The 24,458-nt window shown below is 69.4% G+C and carries 15 protein-coding genes, 4 pseudogenes and 1 riboswitch; of the genes and pseudogenes, 14 read left to right on the top strand and 5 right to left on the bottom strand.

Annotated elements, in window-relative coordinates; translation table 11 throughout:
• Positions 1-19: 19 nt before the first annotated feature.
• Positions 20-898, bottom strand: coding sequence for an EamA family transporter (locus JRG78_RS03090; protein ID WP_272653596.1), 879 nt, complete (start codon positions 896-898; stop codon positions 20-22).
• A gap of 142 nt (positions 899-1,040) precedes the next feature.
• On the opposite strand from JRG78_RS03090, the gene JRG78_RS03085 reads away from it, so the two are divergent.
• The 8 genes and pseudogenes from JRG78_RS03085 to JRG78_RS03050 all read left to right on the top strand — a co-directional run bounded on the left by JRG78_RS03085 (position 1,041) and on the right by JRG78_RS03050 (position 8,278).
• The gene (locus JRG78_RS03085) at positions 1,041-1,604 is read left to right on the top strand and encodes a GNAT family N-acetyltransferase (protein ID WP_259607561.1); all 564 of its coding nucleotides are present in this window, start codon (positions 1,041-1,043) and stop codon (positions 1,602-1,604) included.
• Positions 1,605-1,645: 41 nt separating this feature from the next.
• On the top strand, positions 1,646-2,509 hold the full coding sequence (locus tag JRG78_RS03080; protein ID WP_259607560.1) for an Fpg/Nei family DNA glycosylase: 864 nt from the start codon (positions 1,646-1,648) through the stop codon (positions 2,507-2,509).
• A gap of 80 nt (positions 2,510-2,589) precedes the next feature.
• A riboswitch (FMN riboswitch) is annotated at positions 2,590-2,730 on the top strand.
• A gap of 52 nt (positions 2,731-2,782) precedes the next feature.
• The gene (gene ribD / locus JRG78_RS03075) at positions 2,783-3,817 is read left to right on the top strand and encodes a bifunctional diaminohydroxyphosphoribosylaminopyrimidine deaminase/5-amino-6-(5-phosphoribosylamino)uracil reductase RibD (protein ID WP_272653595.1); all 1,035 of its coding nucleotides are present in this window, start codon (positions 2,783-2,785) and stop codon (positions 3,815-3,817) included.
• Positions 3,817-4,455 (top strand): riboflavin synthase, encoded by a 639-nt coding sequence (locus JRG78_RS03070; protein ID WP_259607557.1) that lies wholly within the window; start codon positions 3,817-3,819, stop codon positions 4,453-4,455. Before ribD ends, JRG78_RS03070 begins: the two co-directional genes overlap by 1 nt.
• Positions 4,452-5,720, top strand: a complete 1,269-nt coding sequence (gene ribA, locus JRG78_RS03065; RefSeq protein WP_259607555.1) for a GTP cyclohydrolase II — start codon at positions 4,452-4,454, stop codon at positions 5,718-5,720. The genes JRG78_RS03070 and ribA overlap by 4 nt, the downstream gene beginning before the upstream one ends.
• A complete protein-coding gene (gene ribH / locus JRG78_RS03060; RefSeq protein WP_259607553.1) occupies positions 5,717-6,193 on the top strand; it encodes a 6,7-dimethyl-8-ribityllumazine synthase in 477 nt (158 codons plus the stop codon). The genes ribA and ribH overlap by 4 nt, the downstream gene beginning before the upstream one ends.
• A gap of 203 nt (positions 6,194-6,396) precedes the next feature.
• Positions 6,397-6,756 (top strand): Fe-S protein, encoded by a 360-nt coding sequence (locus tag JRG78_RS03055; protein ID WP_259607551.1) that lies wholly within the window; start codon positions 6,397-6,399, stop codon positions 6,754-6,756.
• Positions 6,757-6,826: 70 nt separating this feature from the next.
• Positions 6,827-8,278: pseudogene (locus tag JRG78_RS03050) on the top strand (MFS transporter).
• 46 nt (positions 8,279-8,324) lie between these two features.
• Here the strand turns inward: JRG78_RS03050 and JRG78_RS03045 are convergent.
• Positions 8,325-8,951 carry a TetR/AcrR family transcriptional regulator gene (locus JRG78_RS03045; RefSeq protein WP_259607549.1) on the bottom strand — a complete coding sequence of 209 codons (627 nt, stop codon included), beginning with the start codon at positions 8,949-8,951 and terminating at the stop codon, positions 8,325-8,327.
• 81 nt (positions 8,952-9,032) lie between these two features.
• Between JRG78_RS03045 and JRG78_RS03040 the strand changes: the two genes are divergently transcribed.
• The 3 genes and pseudogenes from JRG78_RS03040 to JRG78_RS03030 form a co-directional block, all read left to right on the top strand.
• Positions 9,033-9,572: a hypothetical protein gene (locus JRG78_RS03040; RefSeq protein WP_259607548.1), complete on the top strand. Its 540-nt coding sequence runs from the start codon at positions 9,033-9,035 to the stop codon at positions 9,570-9,572.
• Positions 9,573-9,674: 102 nt separating this feature from the next.
• Entirely contained in the window at positions 9,675-10,106 is a 432-nt protein-coding gene (locus tag JRG78_RS03035) for an MmcQ/YjbR family DNA-binding protein (RefSeq protein WP_259607547.1), read from the top strand.
• Positions 10,107-10,303: 197 nt separating this feature from the next.
• Positions 10,304-10,744, top strand: a pseudogene (locus tag JRG78_RS03030) (IS110 family transposase); the annotation flags it as partial.
• Positions 10,745-10,778: 34 nt separating this feature from the next.
• Here the strand turns inward: JRG78_RS03030 and JRG78_RS03025 are convergent.
• The 3 genes and pseudogenes from JRG78_RS03025 to JRG78_RS03015 all read right to left on the bottom strand — a co-directional run bounded on the left by JRG78_RS03025 (position 10,779) and on the right by JRG78_RS03015 (position 14,579).
• A protein-coding gene (locus JRG78_RS03025; RefSeq protein ID WP_370428832.1) for an IS3 family transposase occupies positions 10,779-12,175 on the bottom strand; the annotation gives its coding sequence in 2 pieces (ribosomal slippage) (positions 10,779-11,839 and positions 11,839-12,175; 1,398 coding nt in all).
• Positions 12,176-12,240: 65 nt separating this feature from the next.
• Positions 12,241-12,990, bottom strand: a pseudogene (locus JRG78_RS03020) (helix-turn-helix domain-containing protein); the annotation flags it as partial.
• A gap of 182 nt (positions 12,991-13,172) precedes the next feature.
• A complete protein-coding gene (locus JRG78_RS03015) occupies positions 13,173-14,579 on the bottom strand; it encodes an IS1380 family transposase (RefSeq protein ID WP_259607545.1) in 1,407 nt (468 codons plus the stop codon).
• A gap of 628 nt (positions 14,580-15,207) precedes the next feature.
• Between JRG78_RS03015 and JRG78_RS03010 the strand changes: the two genes are divergently transcribed.
• From JRG78_RS03010 to JRG78_RS03000, 3 genes and pseudogenes are all read left to right on the top strand, one after another.
• Complete coding sequence (locus JRG78_RS03010; RefSeq protein WP_259607543.1) at positions 15,208-15,579, top strand: hypothetical protein; 372 nt, start codon at positions 15,208-15,210, stop codon at positions 15,577-15,579.
• 185 nt (positions 15,580-15,764) lie between these two features.
• Entirely contained in the window at positions 15,765-23,228 is a 7,464-nt protein-coding gene (locus JRG78_RS03005; RefSeq protein WP_259607540.1) for an SdrD B-like domain-containing protein, read from the top strand.
• Between the two features lie 432 nt (positions 23,229-23,660).
• A pseudogene (locus JRG78_RS03000) lies at positions 23,661-24,164 on the top strand (transposase); the annotation flags it as partial.
• Positions 24,165-24,458: the final 294 nt, after the last annotated feature.

The raw sequence follows: 24,458 nt of genomic DNA, 5'->3' as shown, positions 1-24,458 counted from the left end.
GCCGGGCCGTCCGGCCGGATCAGCCGGCCGTGCGCGCCCGCCGGAACCCGTCCACGGCGAGGATGCCGAGCGCCACGGCGAGGATGCCGTACACCGCGAGGTCGGCACCCTGCATCCGCTCGCCCAGGATCAGCGCCACGACCACGAGCAGCACCGGCTCCACGTAGCTGAGCAGCCCGAACACCGGCATGGACAGCAGCGAGGAGGCGCCGAGGTACAGGGTCATCGCCAGGGCGCTCGCGAAGGCGATGCCGAGCAGGCCGCTGAGCTCCAGGGGCGTGAGCGGCACCGGCGTCGCGGTGACGAGGAACAGGACCGACACCGGCACCATGGCCGCCGTCTCGGCGCCGAACACGATCGGGCCGTCCAGCCCGAAGCGCCGGCGCAGCACGAAGTAGAGCGTGTACGGGACGCAGATCACGAGCGTCACCCAGGACAGCTCCGGGGTCGCGGCGAGCTTGACCGCCACGGCCACCGCCGCCAGCGCCACGACGAGCCACTGCATCCGGCTGACGTGGTGCCGCATCAGGAACCGTCCGCCGAGGACCAGGCAGATCGGCAGCAGCAGGTACCCGAGTGAGGCGTCCAGCGCGTGCCCGTGCATCGGCGCCCACATGAACAGCCACAGCTGCACGCCGACGATCGTGGCCAGAAGCAGCGCCAGCAGCGGCATCCACCAGCGCGATCGCAGCCGCCGCCACAGCACCGTCAGCGCCCGCCGCGCCGCCGGGTGCGCGAGCGCGGCGGCGTAGCAGAGGACCGTGATCAGCACCCGCCACGCGAACACGACCTCGGCGGAGGAGCGGACCAGCGCGGCGAGGCAGAAGATGCCGCCGAACAGGACGGATGCCGCCAGCGACGCGAGCACGCCACGGGGCGATGATTGCTGCACCGGCACGGCCGACTCCTTCGGGATCACGGCGAACGGCCGCCCCACGATGCTACCGGCCCGGTCGGGAAGGCCCGGGCGCCCGGCAGTCAGCGCCTGGCCGGTCCGTGGCGCGGCCGGTCTGCGGCGCGGCGGTCACTACGCTGAGCGGATGGAACCCGTCACGCTGCGCACCGAGCGGCTGGTGCTGAGCATCCCGACCATGACCGACGTCGACGCGATCACCGAGGCGTGCCAGGATACCGAGGTGCCGCGCTGGACCACGGTGCCCAGCCCGTACACGGCCGAGAACGCCCGCGAGTTCGTGGAGAAGGTCACGACCTGGTGGGATGAGCGCGCCGAGACCGTGTGGGCGATCCGCCGCGACGGCGTCCTCGCCGGCATGATCGGGCTGCACCGCATCACCGATCACCCGCACGGCGGGGAGGCCGAGATCGGCTACTGGGGCGCGGCCGCGTTCCGCGGGCAGGGGCTGATGACCGAGGCCGGCCGCGCCGTGGTCGACTGGGCTTTCGGCGAGCTCGGGCTGGTGCGGCTGAGCTGGCGGGCCGTCGTCGGGAACGTGCCCTCGGCCCGCACCGCCCGCACCCTCGGCTTCCGCTACGAGGGGACGCTCCGCCAGGGGCTGACCGGCCCCCGCGGCCGCGACGACGGCTGGATCGCGGGGCTGCCCGCCGCCGACGACCGCACCCCGGTGGACTGGCCCGTGCTCTGACGGCCCTCGCCGATGTCGGATGCCGGTGGCAGGATGAACGCATGCCGGAGATGCCGGAGGTCCAGGGGCTCGTCGACTTCCTGTCCGCCCGCGCGGTCGGGCGCACGATCACGCGCGTCAGCGTGGGTGCGATCGCGGCGCTGAAGACCTTCGATCCGCCGGTGCACGCCGTGCAGGGCGCCACCGTCACGAATGCCGTGCGGCACGGGAAGTTCCTCGATCTCGCCTGCGGCGACGACCTGCACCTGGTGTTCCACCTGGCCAAGGCGGGCTGGCTGCGCTGGTACGACGACCTGCCGGCGACGCCGATCAAGCCCGGCCGGAGCCCGATCGCCGTGCGGGTCGGCTTGGACGACGGATCCGGCTTCGACCTCACCGAGGCCGGCACCAAGAAGTCGCTCGCCGTGTTCGTCGTGCGTGCACCGGAGGATGTGCCAGGCATCGCCCGGCTCGGTCCCGATCCGCTCGACCCGGCGTTCACACGCGACGTGTTCGCAGGCCTGCTGGCCGGCCGGCGGACGCAGATCAAGGGGCTGCTGCGGGACCAGGGCCTGATCGCCGGCATCGGCAACGCGTACTCGGACGAGATCCTGCACGCCGCCCGGATGTCGCCGTACGCGCCCGCCGTCGGACTGGACGACGCCGAGATCGACCGGCTGTACCAGGCGATGCAGACGACCCTCCGCGAGGCGGTCGAAGCCGCCGCCGGCAAGCCCCCGGCCGACCTCAAGGACGCCAAGCGGCGCGGGATGCAGGTGCATGCCCGCCGCGGCGAGGCGTGCCCGGTCTGCGGCGACACGATCCGCAGCGTCTTCTTCGCGGATCGCTCGCTGGAGTACTGCCCGACCTGCCAGACCGGGGGCAAGGTCCTGGCCGACCGCCGCCTCTCCCGGCTGCTGAAGTGACCCGGAACGCGGCCGGGGCAGGCGGTACGCATTCACGGGAATGAAACGCGAAGGAGGGCGTTGAGTACACTCAGAGCATCAACGTGCTCCGGGGTCGGTGAGAATCCGAACCGGCGGTGACAGTCCGCGAACGCCTGGCCACAGGCGCCGATCCGGTGGAACTCCGGGACCGACGGTGATGCGAGCAGTCGCTCGCGAGTCCGGATGAGAGGCAGCACGAAGCGCGCCTGCGCGCGTTCGGCGATCCCCGGAGCCTTCGACGAAGGACGACGGATGGCAGTGACCGAGGCCGAACGCGACGCGATGTCGCGCGCCCTCGAACTCGCCGGGAACGGCCCCCGCGGCATCAACCCGCAGGTCGGCGCGGTCATCCTCGCTCCCGACGGCACCGTCCTCGCCGAGGGCTGGCACCGCGGCGCGGGCACCCCGCACGCCGAGGTCGACGCCCTCTCCGCGCTCACCCCCGCGCAGGCCCGCGGCGCGACCGCCGTGGTCACCCTGGAGCCGTGCAACCACACCGGCCGCACCGGCCCGTGCGCCCAGGCGCTCATCGACGCCGGCATCGCCCGCGTCGTGTACGCCCTCGATGACCCCGGCGCCGTCTCCGGCGGCGGCGCCGAGCGGCTGCGCGCCGCCGGCGTCGAGGTCGTCGCCGGCGAGAAGGCCGAAGAAGCCCGCGCGCTCATCGCCGACTGGCTGGAGGTGCAGCGGCTGGGACGCCCGCACGTCACCGTGAAGTGGGCGCAGAGCCTGGACGGTAGGGCCGCGGCATCCGACGGCACCAGCCAATGGATCACCGGACCTGCCGCGCGCGCCGACGTGCACCGCCGCCGTGCGGCCGCGGACGCCATCGTCGTCGGCACCGGCACCGTCCTCGCCGACGACCCGGCGCTGACCGCGCGCGACGGCGACGTGCTGCTCCCCCACCAGCCGGTGCCGGTCGTGATCGGCTCGCGGGAGACCCCGGCGGATGCGGCGGTGCGCCGGCATCCGCACGCCCCCGTGTTCCACCCGGGCCACGACCTGACCGCCGTGCTCGCCGACCTGCGCGAGCGCGGCATCCAGCGCGTCTTCGTCGAGGGCGGACCGACCCTCGCGAGCGCGTTCATCGCGGCGGGGCTCGCCGACAGCATCCTGGCCTACATCGCGCCGGTCCTGCTCGGCGGCGACCGTCTCGCCCTCACCGACGTCGGCGTCGCCACGATCACGGACGCCCGGCGCCTCGTCGTCGACGAGTGGGTGCCGCTCGGACCGGACCTGCTCGCGATCGCCCGCCCCCTCGACCCCGCGACGCGGGAAGGAGCCTGATGTTCACCGGAATCATCGAGGAGATCGGCGAGATCGCCGCCATCACCCCTTCGGGCGACGGCTGGCGGCTCACCGTCCGCGCCCCCATTGCCGCCTCCGACGCCGTGCACGGCGAGTCCATCGCCGTCTCCGGCGTCTGCCTCACCGTGGTCGGCTCCACCGCCGACACCTTCGACGCCGACGTGATGAAGCAGACGCTCGACGTGTCCGCGCTCGGCGACGTCGCGGTCGGGTCGCGGGTCAACATCGAGAAGGCCATGCCGGTCGGCGCCCGCCTGGGCGGGCACATCGTGCAGGGCCACGTCGACGGCGTCGGAGAGGTGCTCGAGGTGCGCCCGGGCGACCAGTGGCGCGTGATCCGGATCAGCCTCCCCGCCGACCTCGCCCCGCTCGTCGTCGACAAGGGGTCCATCAGCGTCGCCGGCACCTCGCTCACCGTCAGCGCCGTCAGCGACCCCTCCGCCGCGGCGCACTGGTTCGAGGTCTCCCTCATCCCCGAGACGCTCGCCGCCACGACGCTCGGCACGCTCGCCCCGGGCGACCGGGTGAACCTGGAGACCGACATCCTCGCCCGTCACGTCGAGCGCCTGCTCGCGTTCCGCTCCTCTTCGGACATTTCGGAAGGAGGCTCACGATGAGCCTTGCCACCATCCCCGAGGCCCTCGACGCGCTGCGCGCGGGTCGCCCCGTCATCGTCGCCGACGATGAGGACCGCGAGAACGAGGGCGACGTCATCCTGTCCGCCGAGCTGGCGACGGCGGAGTGGGTCGCCTGGACCGTCCGCTGGTCGTCGGGCTTCATCTGCGCTCCGATGCCGGCCGACCTGGCCGACCAGCTCGACCTGCCGCCGATGGTGGAGATGAACGAGGACGCCAGGTCGACGGCGTACACGGTGAGCGTGGATGCGGCCGACGGCATCACCACCGGGATCAGCGCCGCCGACCGGGCGCGCACGCTGAACGTGCTGGCCGATCCCGCCGCCACGCCCTCGAGCATCATCCGCCCGGGCCACGTGCTGCCGCTGCGCGCGGTGGACGGCGGCGTGCGCGAGCGCAGCGGGCACACCGAGGCGGCGGTCGAGTTGATGCGGCTGGCCGGCCTGCGGCCGGTGGGCGCCATCGCCGAGGTGGTCGCCGAGGACGGCAGCATGATGCGCCTGCCCGGGCTGCTCGAGCTCGGCGAACGCGACGGCGTGCCGGTGATCACGATCGAGCAGCTGATCGCCTACCTCGACGAGCACGAGCCGCTCGCCGAGCCGGCCACGCCGCACGGCCGCCGGCGGGTCAGCCTGCGCGCCGACGCCACCGTGCCCACCGAGCACGGCACCTTCCGCTTCCTCGCATACAAGGACCGGATCACCGGCACCGATCACATCGCCGTCGTCTCCGGCGAGCCCGGCGAGACGGCCCTGGTGCGGGTGCACTCGGAGTGCCTCACCGGCGAGGCGTTCGGCTCGCTGAAGTGCGAGTGCGGTCCGCAGCTGGACGCGGCGCTCGACGCGATCGAGCAGGAGGGCGGCGTGGTCATCTACATGCGCGGGCACGAGGGCCGCGGCATCGGGCTGATCAACAAGCTGCGCGCGTACAGCCTGCAGGAGGGCGGTCTGGACACGGTGGACGCGAACCTCGCCCTGGGTCTGCCGGCGGATGCCCGAGAGTACGCCGCCGCGGCAGGCATCCTCGCCGACCTCGGCGTGTCGAAGGTGCGTCTGCTGACGAACAACACCGACAAGGTGAACAAGCTCCGCGAGCTCGGCCTGGACGTCGTGGAGCAGGTTCCGCTGATCGTCGGCGTCGGACCCAACAACCACCAGTACCTGGAGACCAAGCGCGACCGGATGGGTCACATCATCGGCGAGGAAGAGCTCGCCGAGGCCCTCGCGCAGGGAAAGGAGCGCGCATGAGCGGCGCAGGAGCACCGAAGCAGGGCGGCATCGACGCGAAGGGCCTGCGGGTCGTCGTGATCGCCGGCACGTGGCACGAGACGATCAGCGAGGGGCTGATCGCGGGTGCGAAGCGGATCCTCGACGAGTCCGGCGCCGAATACTCGGTCGTGCGGGTGCCGGGGTCGTTCGAGCTCGCGGTGGCCGCGCAGGCGGCCTTCGCCGGCGGCGCGGACGCGGTCGTCGCGCTCGGCGTGATCATCCGCGGCGGCACCCCGCACTTCGAGTACGTGTCGTCCGCGACGACCGACGGTCTGACCCGTGTGGCGCTGGACGCCGGCAAGCCGGTCGGCTTCGGGGTGCTCACCCTCGACGACGAGCAGCAGGGCCTGGACCGCGCCGGCCTGCCGGGCTCGAAGGAGGACAAGGGCGCCGAGGCCGCGGATGCCGCGCTGCGCACCGCCCTGGTGATCCGCGAACTCTCCGCCCGCTGAGGTCGCCGGTCGGGCGTTTCGTCTCGCTCCGCCTCCGGCGGTGCTCGCTCAACGACCGGGAGGGACTCCCCCTCCCGGCCGTTGAGCGAGGACGCGCACAGCGCGCCCGAGACGAAACGCGCCCTCCCCCTCCCGGCCGTTGAGCGAGGACGCGCACAGCGCGCCCGAGACGAAACGCGCCGTCCGCCGGATAGTCTGGCCCCATGGAGACCCTGCGCCACGTCGTTCTGCTCGTCCACCTGATCGGCTTCGCCACGCTGTTCGGCGCGTGGGCGACGCAGGCCTTCGGGGGCCGGCGGGAGCTCACCCGGCTGATGGACATCGGCCTCGCCATCGCCGGCGTCGCCGGGCTGATCCTCGCCGCCCCGTGGGGACTGCCCGACGGCGCCGAGATGAACTACGCGAAGATCGGCACGAAGCTCGTCGTGCTCGTGGTCATCGGCGCGCTGATCGGCATCGGCACCGCTCGTCAGAAGCGCAACCAGGACGTCCCGCCGGCGATGTTCTGGGCTGTCGGCATCCTGACGCTGCTGAACGCGAGCCTGGCGGTGCTGTGGCGCTGATGCGCCGTTCAGCGCTTTCCCAGGGATAGACTCCGGTGGGCCTTCCCCACCCCGCCCACCGGAGGAACATGTGAGTACGACAACCGCCCCCGCGAATCCCCGCTCCCGGGTCATCACCGCGAGCCTGGTCGGCACCACCGTCGAGTTCTAACTTCTACGTCTACGCGACGGCGGGCGTCCTCGTCTTCCCCGTCCTGTTCTTCCCGACGGGCAACGACACGACCTCGCTGCTGGCCTCCTTCGGCGTCTTCGGCGCCGCCATGGTGGCCCGCCCGATCGGCGCCGTGGTGTTTGGGCACTTCGGCGACCGCTTCGGCCGCAAGGCCACCCTCGTGGCATCCCTGCTGACCATGGGCATCGCCACGTTCCCGATCGGCGTGCTGCCCACCTTCCAGCAGATCAACTGGTGGGCGGCCCTGCTGCTGCTCATCCTCCGCCTCGCGCAGGGCTTCGCCCTCGGCGGCGAGTGGTCCGGCGCCGCGCTCGTGGCCACTGAGAACGCCCCGGCCGGCAAGCGCGCCTGGTACGGCTCCTTCCCGCAGCTGGGCGCGCCCCTCGGCTTCATCATCGCCAACGGCATCTTCCTCGCCATCACGCGCTGCTGCCGCACGAGTCGGACCCGACCCAGAAGTCCGAGGCGTTCCTCAGCTGGGGCTGGCGGGTGCCGTTCCTGTTCTCCGCCGTGATGGTGATCATCGGCCTCTGGGTCCGGCTCAAGCTCGTCGAGTCCGACACCTTCAAGCGCGCCGCGGACACCGGCCGCATCCACAAGCTGCCGCTGGCCACGGTGTTCCGTCACCACTGGAAGCAGCTGATCCTCGGCACGTTCATCATGCTGGCGACGTACGTGCTGTTCTACCTGATGACGAACTTCACCCTCGCCTTCGGCACCAAGCCGGCCTCCCTGGAGACCGCCTCGGCGGCGGCGCAGGCGGCGGCCGAGGCGGCGGGCAAGCCGTTCGACGCGGCGGCCTTCGCCGCGCAGTTCTACCCCGGGCTCGGTTTCGGTTACACGCAGTTCGTCGTCATGCAGATCGTCGGCGTGGTGTTCTTCGGTATCTTCACGCTCGTCTCCGGCCCGTGGGCCGACAAGGTGGGCCGGCGCACGCTGCTGCTGTGGGTCACCGGCGGGATCATCGCGTTCGGGATGACGTTCAGCCTGTTCCTCGCCCCGCAGGCCACCCCGGCGCTGACCACCGCGGTCACGCAGGGCTTCCTCATCCTCGGCTTCCTGCTGATGGGCATGACGTTCGGGCCGATGGGCGCCCTGCTGCCGGAGCTGTTCCCGACGAATGTGCGCTATTCGGGTTCGGCGATCGCCTACAACGTCTCCTCGATCCTCGGCGCCGCGGTCGCTCCGCTGATCGCCGTGGAACTGTGGCGCCTGGGCGACGGCTCGCCGTGGCTGGTCGGGGTATACCTCTCCGCGATGGCGGTGCTCACCTTCATCGCGCTGTGGCTGAGCCCCGAGACCAAGGGCCACCACTACGAGGACGATCTGGGCATCGCGGCGCAGCCCTGAGCGGGGCTCACCCGAGCATCCGATGCGCGAGCGCGGGCCCCGGCGGTCAGCCGGTCAGCCCGCGCTCGAGCAGCTCCACGGCCCGCACCCCCTGCGGGATCACGAGGTCCGCGATCTCGCTTCCTGACCGGCCGGCCACGGCGAGACGGTGCACCTCCTGCCCGACGGCGCGCAGCACGCCTGCCATCGCGGCTCCGAGGAACCTCGGCAGCACTCCTTCGACGTGCCCGTCCGCCGCGAGCGCGGCGAGATCGTCGGCGATCGCCGCGAACTGAGCCTCCTCGCGGGCCTGCAGCGACGGGCTCCCGGCGATCACGCGGCGCGCCTGGAGCAGGCGCTCGATCCCGGCCGGGTCCTCGTCGGCGAGCACGCCGCCGGGCCGGCGCAGCAGCTCGCGGAACGCCGCCGGCAGCGACTGATCCGCCGGACGGTCGCGCAGCGACGCGACGAGGTGCTCCCGGTATTGCGCCATCCCGTGCAGGACAAGATCCTCCTTGGTCGGGAAGTAGTTGAAGACGGTCGCCGGCGACACGTCCGCCGCCGCGGCGATCTCCGTCACGGTCACCCCGTCGAAGCCGCGCTCGTCGAACATCGCCATCGCGGTGGCCTGGAGCCGCTGCCGGGTCTGGCGCTTCTTCCGCTCCCGCAGTCCGGGCGTTGTCGCACTGTCCATGCCCCGATCCTACGGAAAACCCTACTTGCTCCAAAGATGGAGCCACTCTAAGTTTGTCGGATCGTCGATCCGAGGAGCACCATGTCGACCGCCGCCACCTCCCGCCGTCCCGCGCCGTCCGAACCCGTGCTACCGCTGTCGCGCCGGTCGCGTCAGGCCGTCCGGGTGACGCACATCGTCGCTGCCGGCTCGTGGATCGGCGTCGACGTCGTCGTCGCCGTGCTCGTGCTCACCGGCTGGTCCTCGCCGGATGCCGGCCTGCGCGGGCTGGCCTACCGCGCTCTGGCGAACTTCATCGTCGCCCCCATGCTGGTCTCCGCCGCGGTCTGCCTGCTCACGGGCCTCATGCTCGGGCTCGGTACGAAGTGGGGCCTCGTGCGCTATTGGTGGGTCCTGGTCAAGCTCGTCCTCAACACCGCTCTCTGCATCGCGATCGTGTTCGTGCTCGCCCCGGGGATGCCGGAGATCGACCGGTACGGCGCCACCGGTGGCGCGGCCGGGAGCGCACGGACCGAGACGCTGTTCTTCCCGCCGGCGGTGTCGCTCACCGCTCTGACCTTCGCCGTCGTCCTCGCCTCCGCGAAGCCGTGGGGGCCGATCCGCCGGAAGGCCTCCGCATGACATCGGCGCGCCCCGTTCAGCCCGGATCGCCTCCGGTCGGGGCGGCGCCGCTGAGCGCGGAGCCCCTCCCGACCGGGCATCCGCCGCTCGTACACTGACGGCATGCCGACGATCGACGACGTCCGCAGGATCGCGCTCGGCCTGCCGGGCGTGTTCGAGAAGACCGAGGGCCACCTGCGCGCGCCAGCGTGGTACACCCGCGGCGGGCTCGTCGTCTGGGAGCGCCCGCCCGGGAAGAAGGATCTGGCGCAGCTCGCCGAGGCGGGCGGCTCCTGGCCTTCCGGCACCGTCGTCGCGGCGCGTGTCGACGGACCGGATGTGAAGGCCGCGCTCCTCGAGACCTATCCGGAGGTGTTCTTCACGATCCCGCACTTCGACGGGTATCCGGCCGTGCTGATCCGGCTGGACGCGATCGACGACGACCTGCTGCGCGAGACGATCGTGGACGCCTGGCTGCTGCGCGCACCCCGCCGGATCGCGAGCGAGTGGCTCGCCGAGCACGGGTCGGATGAGTCGATGCCGCAGGCGGAATGATCACTCCGCGCCGCGCCGAATCACAGATCGCCTCGCGAGTGAATCCGGCTCTTGACCCGGTCCCCGGCTCTCGCTAGACGGTATGTAGTAGCCCTCTTTTGGTGAGGGGGTCGCGGGACGGGGCCTCACTCGCAAAGCTCGTGGGTTACCGGGTGGAGGTGGTCCGCCCGGCCTATCCGACAGTTGTGGGAGGCCCCGTGTTTACTGAGCGTACGAGTGTTGGGCTCGACGTGCACGCCCGTTCCGTCGCGGCAGCGGCGATCGATGGTGTGACAGGCGAGCTAATCCAGGCGAAGTTGCCGCCGGGCAATGATCGAATCGTTGAGTGGGTGCGCGGGCTTCCCGGTCCGGTCGCGGTGGCGTATGAGGCCGGCCCGACGGGGTTCGGGCTGCACCGGTCGCTGATGTCGGCAGGTGTTCGGTGCGTGGTCGCGGCGCCGTCAAAGTTGCAGCGTCCGTCGGGGGATCGGGTGAAGACCGATGCGAAGGACGCGGTGCATCTGGCGAGACTGCTGCGGCTGGACGAGATCACCGCGGTTTCGGTGCCGTCCGCCGATCAGGAAGCCGCACGCGATCTGGTGCGCGCACGCGAGGACTGTCGTGGCGATCTGATGCGCGCGAGGCATCGGCTCAGCAAACCGGAAAGTGTCAAGGCGGGTGAGACAGATTCCGTCAGGCGGTCTGTATGAGGGCCTCCTGTGAGGGCTGGTTGATCCAGGCGGCCTCGGGCAGCTTGGGCGCCTGGGGTCGGCGGTGGCCGAAGCGCTCGGGACGGGCGGCGTAGGCCGCGTCCAGGGTGGCCTGGCGCTGGGCGCGGACCTGCCCGGCGGTGCCGAAGTGGACGCTGGCGGGGGTGTGCAGCCCGATCCCGCAGTGGCGGTGCTCGTGGTTGTAGTAGGCGAAGAACTGCTCGGCGAACGCGCCGGCGTCGGCCAGGGACCCGAAGCGCTCGGGGAAGACCGGGGCGTACTTCAGCGTCTTGAACGCCGCCTCGCTGTAAGGGTTGTCGTTCGACACGTGCGGGCGGGAGTGCGACCTGGCCACCCCGAGGTCGACGAGCAGCTGAGCGACCGGTTTGGAGGTCATCGAGGTCCCGCGGTCGGCGTGGATCGCCTCCGGCACGCCATGGATGCCCATGGCGTGCTCGAGCAGGTTCTTGGCGATCTCGGCGTCCTCGCGGGCCGCGATGGTCCAGCCCACGACGAACCTGGAGAAGATGTCGAGCACGACGTACAGGTCGTAGTACACGCCCCGCTCCGGCCCCTTGAGCTTTGTGATGTCCCAACTCCACACCTGCCCCGGCGCCGTCGCGACGAGCTCGGGCCGGGTCCGGGGCGGGTGGCTCGCCTGCCGGCGCCGTTCCCCGGCCATGTCGTGCTCGCGCAGGATCCGGTGCATCGTGGACATCGAGCACAGGTAGGTGCCCTCGTCCAGCAGCGTGGCCCAGACCTGGGCGACCGACTTGTCCGCGAACCGCTGGCTGGTCAACACGGCCAGCACGTGGGCCCGCTCGGCGGCGGACAGCTTGTTCGCCGGTGCCGGCCGCGGTGTCCGTGGACGTGGCGGTGGCGGGTTCTTGGCCCGGTAGTGACTGGCGCGGGAGCGACCCAGCAGCGCGCACGCAGCCGCGGTGCCGACGTGCTCGGCCAGCCCGTCGACGGCCGGGTTGATCACCGCGGCGACCGCGGCGGCTTGTCCGCGCTCTCGGAGAGCGTCTCCAAGAGCGCGTGTGCTTTTCCCATCAGGTCCAGCGCCGCCCTGGTCTTGGCCAGCTCGGCCTCGGCCTTCTCCGCCCGGGCCCGTAGCGCCTGCAGCTCCCGCTCGCGCCGGTCCCGCGGCTTGCTGCCCAGCCCGGACAGCGAGCCGGCGGCCGCGGCCTTGCGCCACTCGATGATGTGGGAGGTGTACAGGCCCTCCCGGCGCAGGATCTCCCCACGCCCAGAGCGGTCCGCGGCGTCGTACTCGGCCAGGATCGCCGCTTTGAACTCGGCGGTGAACGTCCGCCTCTTGGGCCGGTCAGCACGAGGAGCCATAGCCCCATCATCGGTGCCGACGTCAGCAACCGTCATCGTCATCTCAGTATTGGTCCGTTCTCGCCCCGTGCAGTGCGAAGGTCAGCAGTGCTGGTGTCTCACCCCATCCTGACGCACGGGGCCTCGCGCAGCGACCAGCGGTAGGCCCAGGCGTTGTCGGTGAGCAGTCGTTCGATGCGGACGATGCCGTGCCGGGCGAAGTAGCCGATCGCGCGCTCGAGGAACGCGGCGCAGGTCGGTCCCTTCTCGTCGGGGAGGACCTCGGAGTACGCCAGCCGGGAGTGGTCGTCGACGACCGAGTGAACGTAGTCGAACCCGATCCTCGTCGTCCGGTCTCGCAGGAGTGACCCCGCCTCTCTGCCGTGGGCCTTCCAGCCGCCACCGTCGGGGATGCGGCCCAGCTTCTTCACGTCCATGTGCACCAGCTCACCCGGTCGCTCGCGTTCGTAGCGGACCGTGGTGGTCTTGGACGCGCGGATCTGCTCACCGGTCATCGGGTCCAGTTCCGCCAGCCGCGGCAGGCCAGCGCGCGCGATGATCCGCGACACCGTCCGCGCCGGCACGCCGGTCCGGGTCGCGATCTCGTCACGCCCGATTCGCTCCTTCTTCCGAATCGCGACCACCGCGGCCGCTGCGGCATCTGGGGTGCGGTTGGCGATACGATGAGGGCGCGACGACCGGTCGTGCAGACCAGTCTCACCCTCGTCCCGGTACCGGTCCAGCCACCGCTTCACGCAGCGGCGTGACACGCCCATCGCCGCGGCGATATGAGCTTGCTTCCACCCCGCACGGGCGCGATCCACGATCAGCAGCCGGCCGTGCACGGTCAGTCGAGCGTTACGGTGGGACACGAGAACCTCCGAGTTCGTGAAGACGTCAGATATCTCCACTAAGCCTCGATCCACCGATGAGCCTGGGGTGGGCGGGGCGGTCGTGATCGGCGTGCGGTGACGTGCCGAGGGCAGGGGTGAGTTCCGGGCGTCACATCCCGGTCGTCCACGTGGTCCTCGGTCGTGCCGCGTTGCGGCGATGGTCAGGTGGTCGCCGCTGGTGGCGGTGCGTGTGTGATCGTGAACAGTCGGGCGAAGGCGTTCTGCCAGGGCCAGGCCTTCGGCAGGTGCAGTGTGATGCGGCGTGCGGAGCGTGCCAGCCGCGCCGGGACGTGGATCAGGGTGCGACGGATCGTCGCGGTCGTCGCTCGCGCGAGCCGTCCCGCCTCGTCGGCGATGACCCCGGCAGCGCGGGTGAGGTTGAACGCGATCACGGCGAGGACGAGCCAGGCGCTGTTCGCGGCGAACACGCCGGAGGGCAGGTGCGCGAGCGGCCCGTTCTTGAGGTCGGAGTGGGCTTGCTCGATGATCGCGTGAGCGCGGTGGGTCTTGTCCGCGACCACCGTGTCCATCGCGTGCTTGTCGGTGGTGGTGAAGAACGCGTGGTGCCGGTAGACGTCGAACAGCGTCGGCTGCTCCATCTTGTTCGGGTTCAGGTCGGGGATCCGCCGCACCACCAGACGTCCGGCGACCTGCTCGGCCTTCTTCCGGGACCGGAACGCGGTGAAGGGAACCTCGGCGACCTCGGCTTTGGAGATCAGCTGACCGGTGGTCTCGTCACGGATCGAGTCGGTGTACTCGATCATCGTCCATGCATCATCGGGAATGGTGGCGATGGCGCCTTTCACGGCCGGGTCCATCCGAACGGTGACGGATACGTCGGCGCCGGCTTTGATCGCGGTGCCGATGGTCGCGTGACCGTAGAACGCGGAATCCGTGCGCAGCAACGGCCGCACCCCGTCTCCGATGCCGGTGCGGCGCAGGGTCGCGAGCGCGTCGCCGACGATCCGCGCGGCGCCTTTCGGAGACCCGGTCTTGCCCTGCCGCAACCGCTGCCCCAGGACCACCGGCGCCGACGACGACGTCGATGCCGTGGCAAGGAGGGCATTGAGACCGCGGACACCGGAGTACCCGAACGAGGCGCCCTGCTTCTGATACCCGTGGACCTCGATGATGGTGTCGTCCAGATCCACCATCACCCGCTCCCCGGCCCGCGCTTGCAGCAGCGGCGCCTGACCTGCGAGGCCAGTGAGAACCCGGGACGCGACGGCGTCGAGCTGCCGGACGTGCCCGAACCGGAACTCCCGCAGAAACGACCCCAACGTCGACGGCGCATACGTCCGGTCGAACAACCGACCCATCCCGCCATGGCGAAGAAGGTTCATGTCGTCGATCGAGTCCGCCCCGGCGAGCATCCCCGCGACCAGCGCCATCACCTTCACGCCGGCGTTGGAGCCCTTATCGGTCGGGACGCTCAACCGGTCGTGAGCCAGCTCCGCCAGCCCGGCTCGCTGCGCGAGCCGCAGCATCGGAACCAGGCCCGCCACCGACACGAGATTCGGATCATCGAATGCCGCTGACACCGCGGTCGGAGCGTGCTTGAATTGCATCTACGAGATGCCTCTCGGATCGGTTGAACAGTTGCCCTAGACAAGCTCTATTCTTCCTGATCAGAGGGGCATTTCTGCGTCACGACGCTCGCTCAGCACCCACGCTCATCGGTGGATCGAGGCTAAGACATCCTTGATCCGGCCGGGAAGGCGCGGAGAAGTAGGGGACGGTCGCGTGTCCCAACCGCCACACGCAGTACCCTGCGCTGAGGGCATCGGCCGCGACTTGTGTGAGGCGAGGAAACAGCATGGTAGAGGAGGCTCCTCGAGAGTCGACAAACCCAACACGCGGGGGAGCATTGATCTGGATAGTCCTGCTCATACTCGTAGCCACGACCGTGGCCCTCGCATACGCCAACGCGGTGCGGCTTGTTCCGTATGCCATCGTCTGGGGAGACGCCGCTACGTGGGCGCAGGCGCTCCTCACTGGGACCGGCCTCATCTTCGCCGGCATATCCGTCCTCTTGGCGAGTCGTCAGCTTCGACGCTCGCGCGAGTTGGAGCAAGTCCGGGCGGATGAGCTGCGAGACATCGCGCGACGCGGCATCGTTCTCCGTAGCCTTGGGTTGCACGCACGTATCGACCGAAGAAGGCCGGCCTACTCACCTACGAGTATGAGTGTGCCAACATGTCGTCGTTCCCCATCACCAACGCCAAGATCCTCGTTCACATGTGGGGGGACGACAACGATGAGCATTACGATCTTGCGAACGCCACCTCGGAGCGCGACTTCTATCAAGCGATCGTGGTCGGCGCGCTCGCTCCTGGCGAAGCAGTACGCGGAAAACTTGTCGTTTCGAACCCTGATGCGGCCATCGGTCTCTGGGGGACCGAGCGGGTCGCAAACCCCGACTTCACTTTTACTGATGCGTGGGGCGTCAACTGGCTGCGGAAAGGTACGACCAACAACCGCCTCGTCACCGAGGATATCCGTGAGGACATGCCCCAGTGCATGTGCTGCGGCGACTTGCCCGAAGCGCCCCGGGCTTCCAGAACCTGACCGACGACATCGCTCGCAGCCTGCTTGAGACCCGCGGGTTCAAGTCGCGACTTGGCGGAATTCCCTAACCAGTTGTCATGTTTGACACAATAGATGGACGACGTAGGACGTCCGATGATAAGGTCTCGCTCGCCTAACGCCGTTCTAGGCCCCCCAGCTCACCTACCGGATCGGTGGTTCCGTCGATGTCTGCTCGTCGTCTGCGCGCGAAGCTCTCCTCGTTCCTGGTCATGCTGCTCGCCGCAGCGACCCTTGTCGTCGCTCTACCCGCACCCCCGGCGCACGCCGCAGGATCGCCGAACATTGAGCTCGCCAAGACGATGCCCGAGACGGCGCTCCTTGGCGCCTCCATTCCCGTCACCCTCGCCGCGAGCAATCCGAGCGGACCCGACGGTTACAACCTCAGCTTCACCGACGTGCTCCCCGCAGGCGCGAGCTTCGAGAACGCTGTCCCAGCACCCGACCGCGTCATCGCACGCAGCAACGGCACGACCGTGCTCATCTGGGACAACGTTGCCGACTTGCCAACGGGATCTACCATCTCGGTGAGCTATGACATGATCCCGCCGCCCGGCGCGGGCATCGGCGATACCGTCTCGAACGACGCATCCGCGTTCGTCAACTCCAATCCGCGCATCAAGCCACAGTTCTCGGATCGAGGTAACCCGGTAACGGGTACCTACTCGGGCTCCGACGATGCGACCGCGACGACCACGATTGCGGCCTTCGAGGTCACGAAAGTCGAGCCGAGCCCCGAAGGCGAACTGCTGCGGGGTGTCCACGACCACCAGACGGCGTACACCATCACCGTGCGGAACAACCTCGTCGCCCCGACCGACGCGTTCACCGTTGTCGACTACCTGCCCGCTGGACTCGAGTTCCTCGCGTGTGGCGGAGTGGACAACTCAGCCGCCGGCACCGAGGAGTACCCCGGTTCGGGCCGCATCGACTCCGGCACTCCTCCCGTGTTGACCCACCCCTGCTCCGCGCCGTCGTCCGCCGCCACGGTGACCCTTGCCGCCGACGAGGTCCCCGGCCTGCCTGCGGGCGTTTACACGCGCGTCGAGTGGGACACCGCGACGCTCGTGACGTTGGGACTCACCTCGCTCGGCGCGGGCGCCGAGTTCAAGTTCCAGTACGTCGCCGCGATTCCGCTGCACCAGAACGTCATGACCGATGCCGGGTTCGTCGCCACCGCGAACCTTGACAACAACACCGGAGGCGTCACGTCCGACGAGCAGCAACTCATCAATGGCGTCGTCGCGACCGGGACGACCGAGGGGCTGGAGCGCAGCGCTTCCACGACCGAGATCGTGAGCGCCGAAGACGTCGCGCAGCAGAAGTCGGTTGACGACGCCGCCATCGCGCACGGGCAGACCAGCACCTGGACCATCGATGTCCAGACGAGCGAATACGCGCTCTCGACCGGTCCGATCACCGTCGTCGACCTGCTCCCGTCCGGCCTCGACTTCGCGGCCATGATCTCGGGGCCGACGCCTACGGTGACCGAGCCCGGCGACGGCACCCAGCGCCTCGAATGGGTGTTGCCGACCGCCACCGAGCCGAACTCCACGATTCGACTCGTGTTCACCACGACGACCCGGACCACGTACCGCGACACCGGTGCTCCGGTCGCATCGAACGACTCATGGCAGAACACGGCCACGCTGAGCACGACGGCGACCGTCATCACCGACAATGACGGCAGTCACCAAGACCTGCCGATCGCGGACGACACCGCGGCCGGACAGTCCGCGACCGGCGTCCTCATCGACAAGCAGGTGTCGAACGCGGTCGACGGCTCGCTCAACTGCTCCGACCCGGCCGTCGTCTACTCCCCGGACGTCGCCGAAGGCAACTACCGTCCCGGCGACACCGTGTGCTGGCTGGTCACCGTGCCCTTCCCGAGCGGCGTCGACACGCTCGGCCCCGTGGTCCGCGACTTCTTGCCAGACGGCTTCACCTACGTGAACTTCACTGCCGGACCGACGAACTCGATCGACCTCGGCCAGGTGACGTTCGACGCCTCGACCGAGCCGATGCTCAGCTGGACCCTGCCGGACGTCAACGGCGGCGGGGTGTTCCAAGTCGTGGTCGAAACACGGATCACCCACCCTGAACTGATCGTGAGCGGGGCGGCTCTCACCAACCTGGCGAAGCTCTCGTACCCCAACTCGGCCGGACAGGTGTTCCAGGCCCGCGAAATGGCGACCGCACCGTACCTCGCACCACAGATCACGCTCGACAAGGCAACGACCCAGACGGCCCCGGTGCTCGGTGGCGACGTCGTACCCTACACCGTGACCGTCGCCAACTCGGGCGGCATCGATGCGGTGAACACCTCGGTACGCGACCTGCTGCCCGCGGGGATCGTGTGCGCCGACGTGACGGTGAACCCGGACGGAGCGACCTGTGTCGATTCGGCCGACGGCGCGTACCTGCAGTGGGACGGCATCACCGTGCCTGCTGTCGGCAGCATCACGCTCGGCTACTCGCTCACGATTCCGGACACCTACGCTCCGGGCACGGTGCTCACGAACCACGCGGGCGTGCGCCAGTTCGAGAATCCGACGAACAACGGCACCCCGTACGTGCACGTGCCGAGCAACAACATCGACCCGACCCTCACGCCGAACACGGCCCCCGCGTATGACACCGCGCAGATCGTCGTCGAGTATGCGCTGCTCAGTAAGTCGCACGTGACGAGCGTGACGGGCGACGGCAACGCCGAAGTCGGCCAAGCAACGATCGGCGAAGTCGTCACCTACACGGTCACGGGCGTCGTTCCGCAGGGAACGACCGTCGAGCACGCGCGGCTCGTCGACTCGCTGCCCGCCGGGCTCGAACTCGTCGATCCCGCACCCTCGGCGACGTTCAACGGTGCTCCCATCCCTGGCGACTTCTCAATCGATGTCTCGGGATCGACCGTGAGCCTCGTCTTCCCTGCGAGCTACGCGAACCCGATCGACAGCGGCGACGACCAGTTCGTCCTGACGGTCACCGCTCGCGTCACCGACACCTCGGCCAACGTCCGTGGAACGAACCGGGTGAACACCGCAAGTTTCTCGTGGGACGGCGGCGCGGCACCCGACGCAACGTCCACCGTGACGATCGTCGAACCCAACCTGAGCGTGACAAAGGCGCACGACGACGCCGACGGCCAGGTCGCGGCCGGCGACATCGTCAACTTCACCGTCACCCCAGGCAACGGCCTCGACGGCGGGTCGAACACGAGCACCGCCTACGACACGGTGGTCACCGACACGCTGCCCGTGGGCGTGACCCTCGAGGAGTCCAGCCTCACGAACGGCGGCACCTGGGACCCGGCGAGCCGCACGATCACGTGGACGATTCCCGCGCTCGCGCCGGGCGCGAGCCTGCCGCTCACCTACACGGTGAGCGTCGACGACCCGATGACGGCTGGCCTCGACCTCACGAATGACGTCGTCGCCACGACGACGTCACTCGAGGGCGACGCCGAGGTCGAACGCGCCGGCGACACGGACGTGCCCGGCTACCGGGGCGAAGCGTCACAGACGCTCACCGAGCCGAAGATCACGTTCGCCAAGACGGTCGAGCCGACAACGGCGACGATCGGCGAGACCCTCACCTACACGCTTGAGGTGTCGATTCCGGCCGACGTGCGCGCGTTCGATGTCACGGTGCTCGACACGCTCCCTTCGGGAGTGTCGTTCGAGGCGCTGCAATCGGTGAACTGCGCGACCGCCTGCGACCTCACTGCCGAAGCATTGAGCTCCGCCGGCGCGACGGGCACGATCGGCTTCTTCATCGGCGATGTCGAAGCCACGGACGAGGCTCGGGTCGTCACGATTGTCTACACCGCCTTCGTGAACGACACGGTCTCGGACGGTGCCACGCAGACGAACGTCGCGGGGACGTACTTCAACTCGACGGACACGATCGAGGGCACGCCCGGCTCGGTCCCGAACGCTGGCGACTTCAACGGCTCGAGCAATCAGGATGACGCCACGGTCGCGGTCGTCGAGCCCCACCTGGCGCTCGACAAGAGCGTCGTGGGCCAGGCCGGTGACGCCGACTGGCGCCGCGCGGTCCCGGGCGACGTGCTCACCTATACGGTGACCGTCACGAACACCGGCACCTCGAACGCGTACGACGTGACGGTCTCGGACACCCCGGACGACCGCCTCACCGGCTACACTGACGCGACCGACCTTGCCCAGGCGGGCGGCATCACCGCGACGGACGCGGACCACACCGACGGGTCGCTCTCGTGGACGATCGCGGGCCCGCTGGCGCCGGGTCAAACCGTCACGTTCACCTACTCTCTTGCTGTCCCCTCGGACTGGCACGAGGAGCACGAGGTCGACGGCGCCGAAATCCAGAACACCGCGTCGGCGAGTGGCTTCGGGCTACCAGAGGTCACCCGCGCCGAGTTCCCCGACCGCGTGTTCCCGACGTACCCGTCCAACGACGACACGGTCGACGTCGAGCTCGACCTCGCCTCGATCGGCGACACCCTCTGGTTCGATGTCGACGGCGATGGTGAGATCGAATCCGGTGAACCCCGACTTGCGGGCGTGCCGGTGACGGTGCTCTACGCCGGCCCCGATGGCCTGTTCGGCACCGCCGACGACGAATCGCACGCGACCGTCACGGACGCGAACGGACAGTACCTGGTGAACCACCTGCCCGGTGGCCAGTACCGGGTGACCGTCACGCAGACCGGTGCGGGAAACCCGATCGCCGACCAGGGGCTGTCGCCCAGCTACGACCTCGACGGCGGGCTCGCCTCGCCCGACGGGGTCTGGAACGGCCAGCTCGGGGAGTCGGACAAGAAGCGGGATGTGGACTTCGGCTTCCGCGGCACGGGTTCGATCGGCGACACGGTGTGGTTCGATCAGAACCGCGACGGCGTGGTCGATGCAGCCGAGCCAGGCATCGCGGGGGCGACCGTGACGGTGACCTGGTACGGCGCCGACGGCGTGCCGGGTGGCGGTGACGATGTCGAGTACGTGACCGAAACCGACGCAGACGGCACGTATCTGGTCGACGGATTGCCCGCGGGCAGCTTCGGCGTCCAGGTGGCGCTTGCCGACGGCTACGAGAGCTACCAGCAGGTCAGCGGGCCGGCAGGCCCGGGCGATCCGCTCAACGGGACATCGACGCTGACGCTCGCCCCGGGTGAGGACGACCTCGACCAGGACTTCGGGTACGCCGGTTCTGGTCTCATCGGCGATCGCGTCTGGCTCGATCAGGACGGAGACGGCGTCCAGGATTCGGGCGAGTCCGGCCTTGAGGGGGTGACCGTGACGCTCGAGTACTCGGGGCCGAACGGTGAGACGGCAAGGTTCACCACGGTCACCGGACCCGACGGCTCGTACGAGTTCACCGGGCTCCCGGCAGGCACCTACACGGTGACCGTAGCGCCACCGTCCGGAGTCGAGAACTCGGGCGATCCCGACGGCGGGAACGACTCCTCGTCGGTCGTCGAACTCGGCGATGGCGAAGAGAACCGCGACCAGGACTTCGGCTATCACGCGGAGACGCTGCTCGGCGACACGGTGTGGTGGGATCGGAACGCCGACGGCGTGCAAGATCTGGGTGAGCCGGGGCTGGCAGGCATCACGGTGACGGCCACCGGCCCGAACGGTGTCGTGCTCACGACGACGACCGACGCCGACGGCAAGTACTCGTTCCCGAACCTGCAGCCGGGCGAGTGGACGGTGACGGTCTCGGGCGTCCCAGGTGGGTTCAGCCAGACGTACGACGCCGACGGCGGCGGGGATCAGACCTCGACCACCGAGTTGACCGCGGTCGATCTGCATCAGGACTTCGGGTTTGTCGGATCCGGCGTCATCGGCGACACTGTGTGGCTCGATCGTGACGGTGACGGCACGGTCGGCGCCGGGGAGCCCCCGCTCGCCGGGGTGACCGTCACGCTCACCTGGTTCGGAGCGGACGGGGTCCCGGGTGGCGGTGACGACATCGTCCTCACCACCACGACGGATGCGAACGGTCAGTACCGGTTCGACGGGCTGCCGGACGGCGCATTCTCGGTGCAGGTCGATCCCGCCACGCTCCCCGAGGGTGTGACGCCGACCTTCGACCGGGATGGCGATCTTGACCACGCGACGGCGGTGAACGTGTCACCCGAGGCGCGCGAGGCGCTGGATGCCGACTTCGGCTACCGGGGTTCGGCGTCCATCGGCGACACGATCTGGCTCGACGTGAACCACGATGGCGCGCAGGACGACGAACCCGGACTGTCGGGCGTGACCGTCGTGCTCACCTGGGCGGGACCCGACGGTGTGCTGGGCACGGCCGATGATCAGAACATGACGACGGTCACGGGGCTCGACGGGACGTACCTGTTCGACGGCCTGCCTGCGGGCGAGTACCGGGTGACGGTCGACGGGTCGACGTTGCCCGGCGGACTGCAAGCCACGTTCGACGAGGACGGCGGGCTCGATTCAACGAGCCTCGTGGAGCTCGCGACGGGCGACGAGCACCGGACCGCCGACTTCGGCTACGTCGGTGCGGGCGTGATCGGCGACACGGTATGGCTTGACCTGAATGGTGACGGCGTGCAGGACCCGACCGAGCCCGGCGTCCCGGCGCAACCCGTCACGCTCGTGTGGGCGGGTCCGGACGGCGTGATCGGAAGCGCCGACGACGTGACCTTCACGACGACGACCGACGAGCACGGTAACTACCGGTTCGACGGGCTGCCGGACGGCAACTACCAGGTGACGGTCAACGGGGGAATCGCCGACGCGGCGACGAACACGGGTGATCCCGATGGTGGCGCAGACGCCACCGGGCTCGTCTCGCTCAACCCGGACACCGGCCGTGAGCGGCTCGACCAGGACTTCGGCTTCCAGGGCCTGAACGGACTGGGAGACTTGGTGTGGTACGACCTGAACGGCGACGGAACGCCGGGAACGGACGAGCCAGGAGTCGGCGGCGTGACGATCGAGGCGACCTGGTACGGCCCGGACGGTGAGCCGGGCGGGGGCGACGATATCGTCCTCACCACGGTGACCGACGACTCGGGAGCGTACTCGTTCACCGGCCTGCCGAACGGCTCGTACTCGGTGGCCGTCGTCTCGGGTCCTCCCGCGGGCCACACGCCCAGCTACGACGCAACCGGTGTCCCGAACGGGTTGTCGACCACGACGCTGCAGAGCGTCGACGGGGTCGGGCAAATCGACGACACGCAGGACTTCGGTTACGTGCCGAATGGTTCGATCGGTGATTTCGTCTGGCACGACGCGGACCGTGACGGCGTGCAGGACTCGGGCGAGTCCGGAATCGCCGGGGTGACGATCGAATTGCTCGACGCGGATGGCGAGGTGATCGCCACGACGGTGACGGACGCAAGCGGCCACTACCTGTTCGAGGACGTCCCGCCGGGGGACTACACCGTGCGGATCGTGCTGTCGACGGTGGCCGCCGGCTACATCCTGACCGCCGGTGCCGCCGAGATCTCGGTCACGGTCGGTCCCGGTGAGGATGTGCTGACGGCGGACTTCCCGCTTGCCCCGCCACCGCCGCTGGCGACAACGGGTCAGGAGCCGCAGCTGATTGCGCTGGCGCTGGCGCTGGCGCTGCTCCTCATTCTGGGTGGTGTGCTGCTGCTGCGTCGACGTCGCGCGCACGAGTCGTAGCAGTTTGGTGCAAACGGATGCCGCTGAGATGAGGGTGTGGAGTGGGTCCGTCTCGGATGAGGGTCGAGGTCTTCCGAAGATGAAGGTGCCGAAGCCTTCCTCTTCGGAAGACCCCGACGTGCTCGACGCTCACCCACCGGCGGGCTGCGGCCGTCCTGACCTCACCGCTTGCCCTGTCTCGACAGTCTCGGTCTGGCTCTGATCTGAATCGGCTGTAAGTCTCTGAAGTGGCTGGCCTGGGGTCAGCTGGCAGGGTGGGTGCTGGTGTCTCACCCCATCCTGACGCACAGGGAACTGCTGCTGCGACACGGGATCGTCTATGACGATGGTGCCGCGTGGACGGCCAAGCACGACCGGTGGCTGCTCCAGCAGCACTTGGTCACCGCCGCGTCGCGGGCGGCGTTCGATGCGGAGTACGAGACGGTGCTGCAGATCAAGGCACGCCGGGATCGGCTCGACCGGGCGATCGAGCAGCTCGCCGCCGACAGCGAGTTCACCCCGGTCGTGCGCAGGCTCGGGTGTCTGCGTGGAGTGAGCACGCTGACGGCGTTTGCTCTGGCCGTGGAGATCGGCGACTGGGACAGGTTCACCGGCAACAGCATCGGATCGTTCGTCGGACTCGTGCCCAGTGAGTTCTCGTCCGGGCAATCCCGGGTGCAGGGACCCATCACCAAGACCGGCAACGGCCATGCCCGTCGGCTGCTCGTCGAATCCGCCTGGCATCATCGTCCGCGCTATCACGTCGGCGCTGTCATGCACGGGCGTTGGGAACAAGCCTCCGCCGTAGCTCGTGCCCGCGGTGACCTCGGGAACAGGCGCCTCCACGACCGGTGGGTCAGGTTCATCGAACGACGCAAACGACCCACGATCGCGAACGTCGCCGTCGCGAGAGAACTCGCCGGCTGGTGCTGGTCCCTGGCAGTGATGAACGACTGATCCCTCGAGCTGCTTCGCGATCTCAACGGCCGGTGGCAGCGCGAGGAGCGACCCGCGAAACACCTATGAGCAGCTCGGCATCATGCGGGCGACGCTCGTTCCTAGACACGCGGTCCCGCTCCTGCCGAAGAACCGTCCTGCGGTAACCAACCCGCGAATATCAGACTGACCGCGCGTCGCAACGACACGCTCACCCGCCAGCCCGACCACGAAGCAAGAGGCGCCGCCCGGGGCAATCCCGGACGGCGCCTCGCCATGCCCTCTTGACAACAAGGCACTACATATCAGATGTAC

This window comes from Microbacterium sp. EF45047 (assembly GCF_028472845.1).
Classification (GTDB): Bacteria; Actinomycetota; Actinomycetes; order Actinomycetales; family Microbacteriaceae; genus Microbacterium; species Microbacterium neungamense.
The sequence above is the reverse complement of the archived record's forward strand: the minus strand, read 5'-3'. Positions and strand labels throughout refer to the sequence as shown.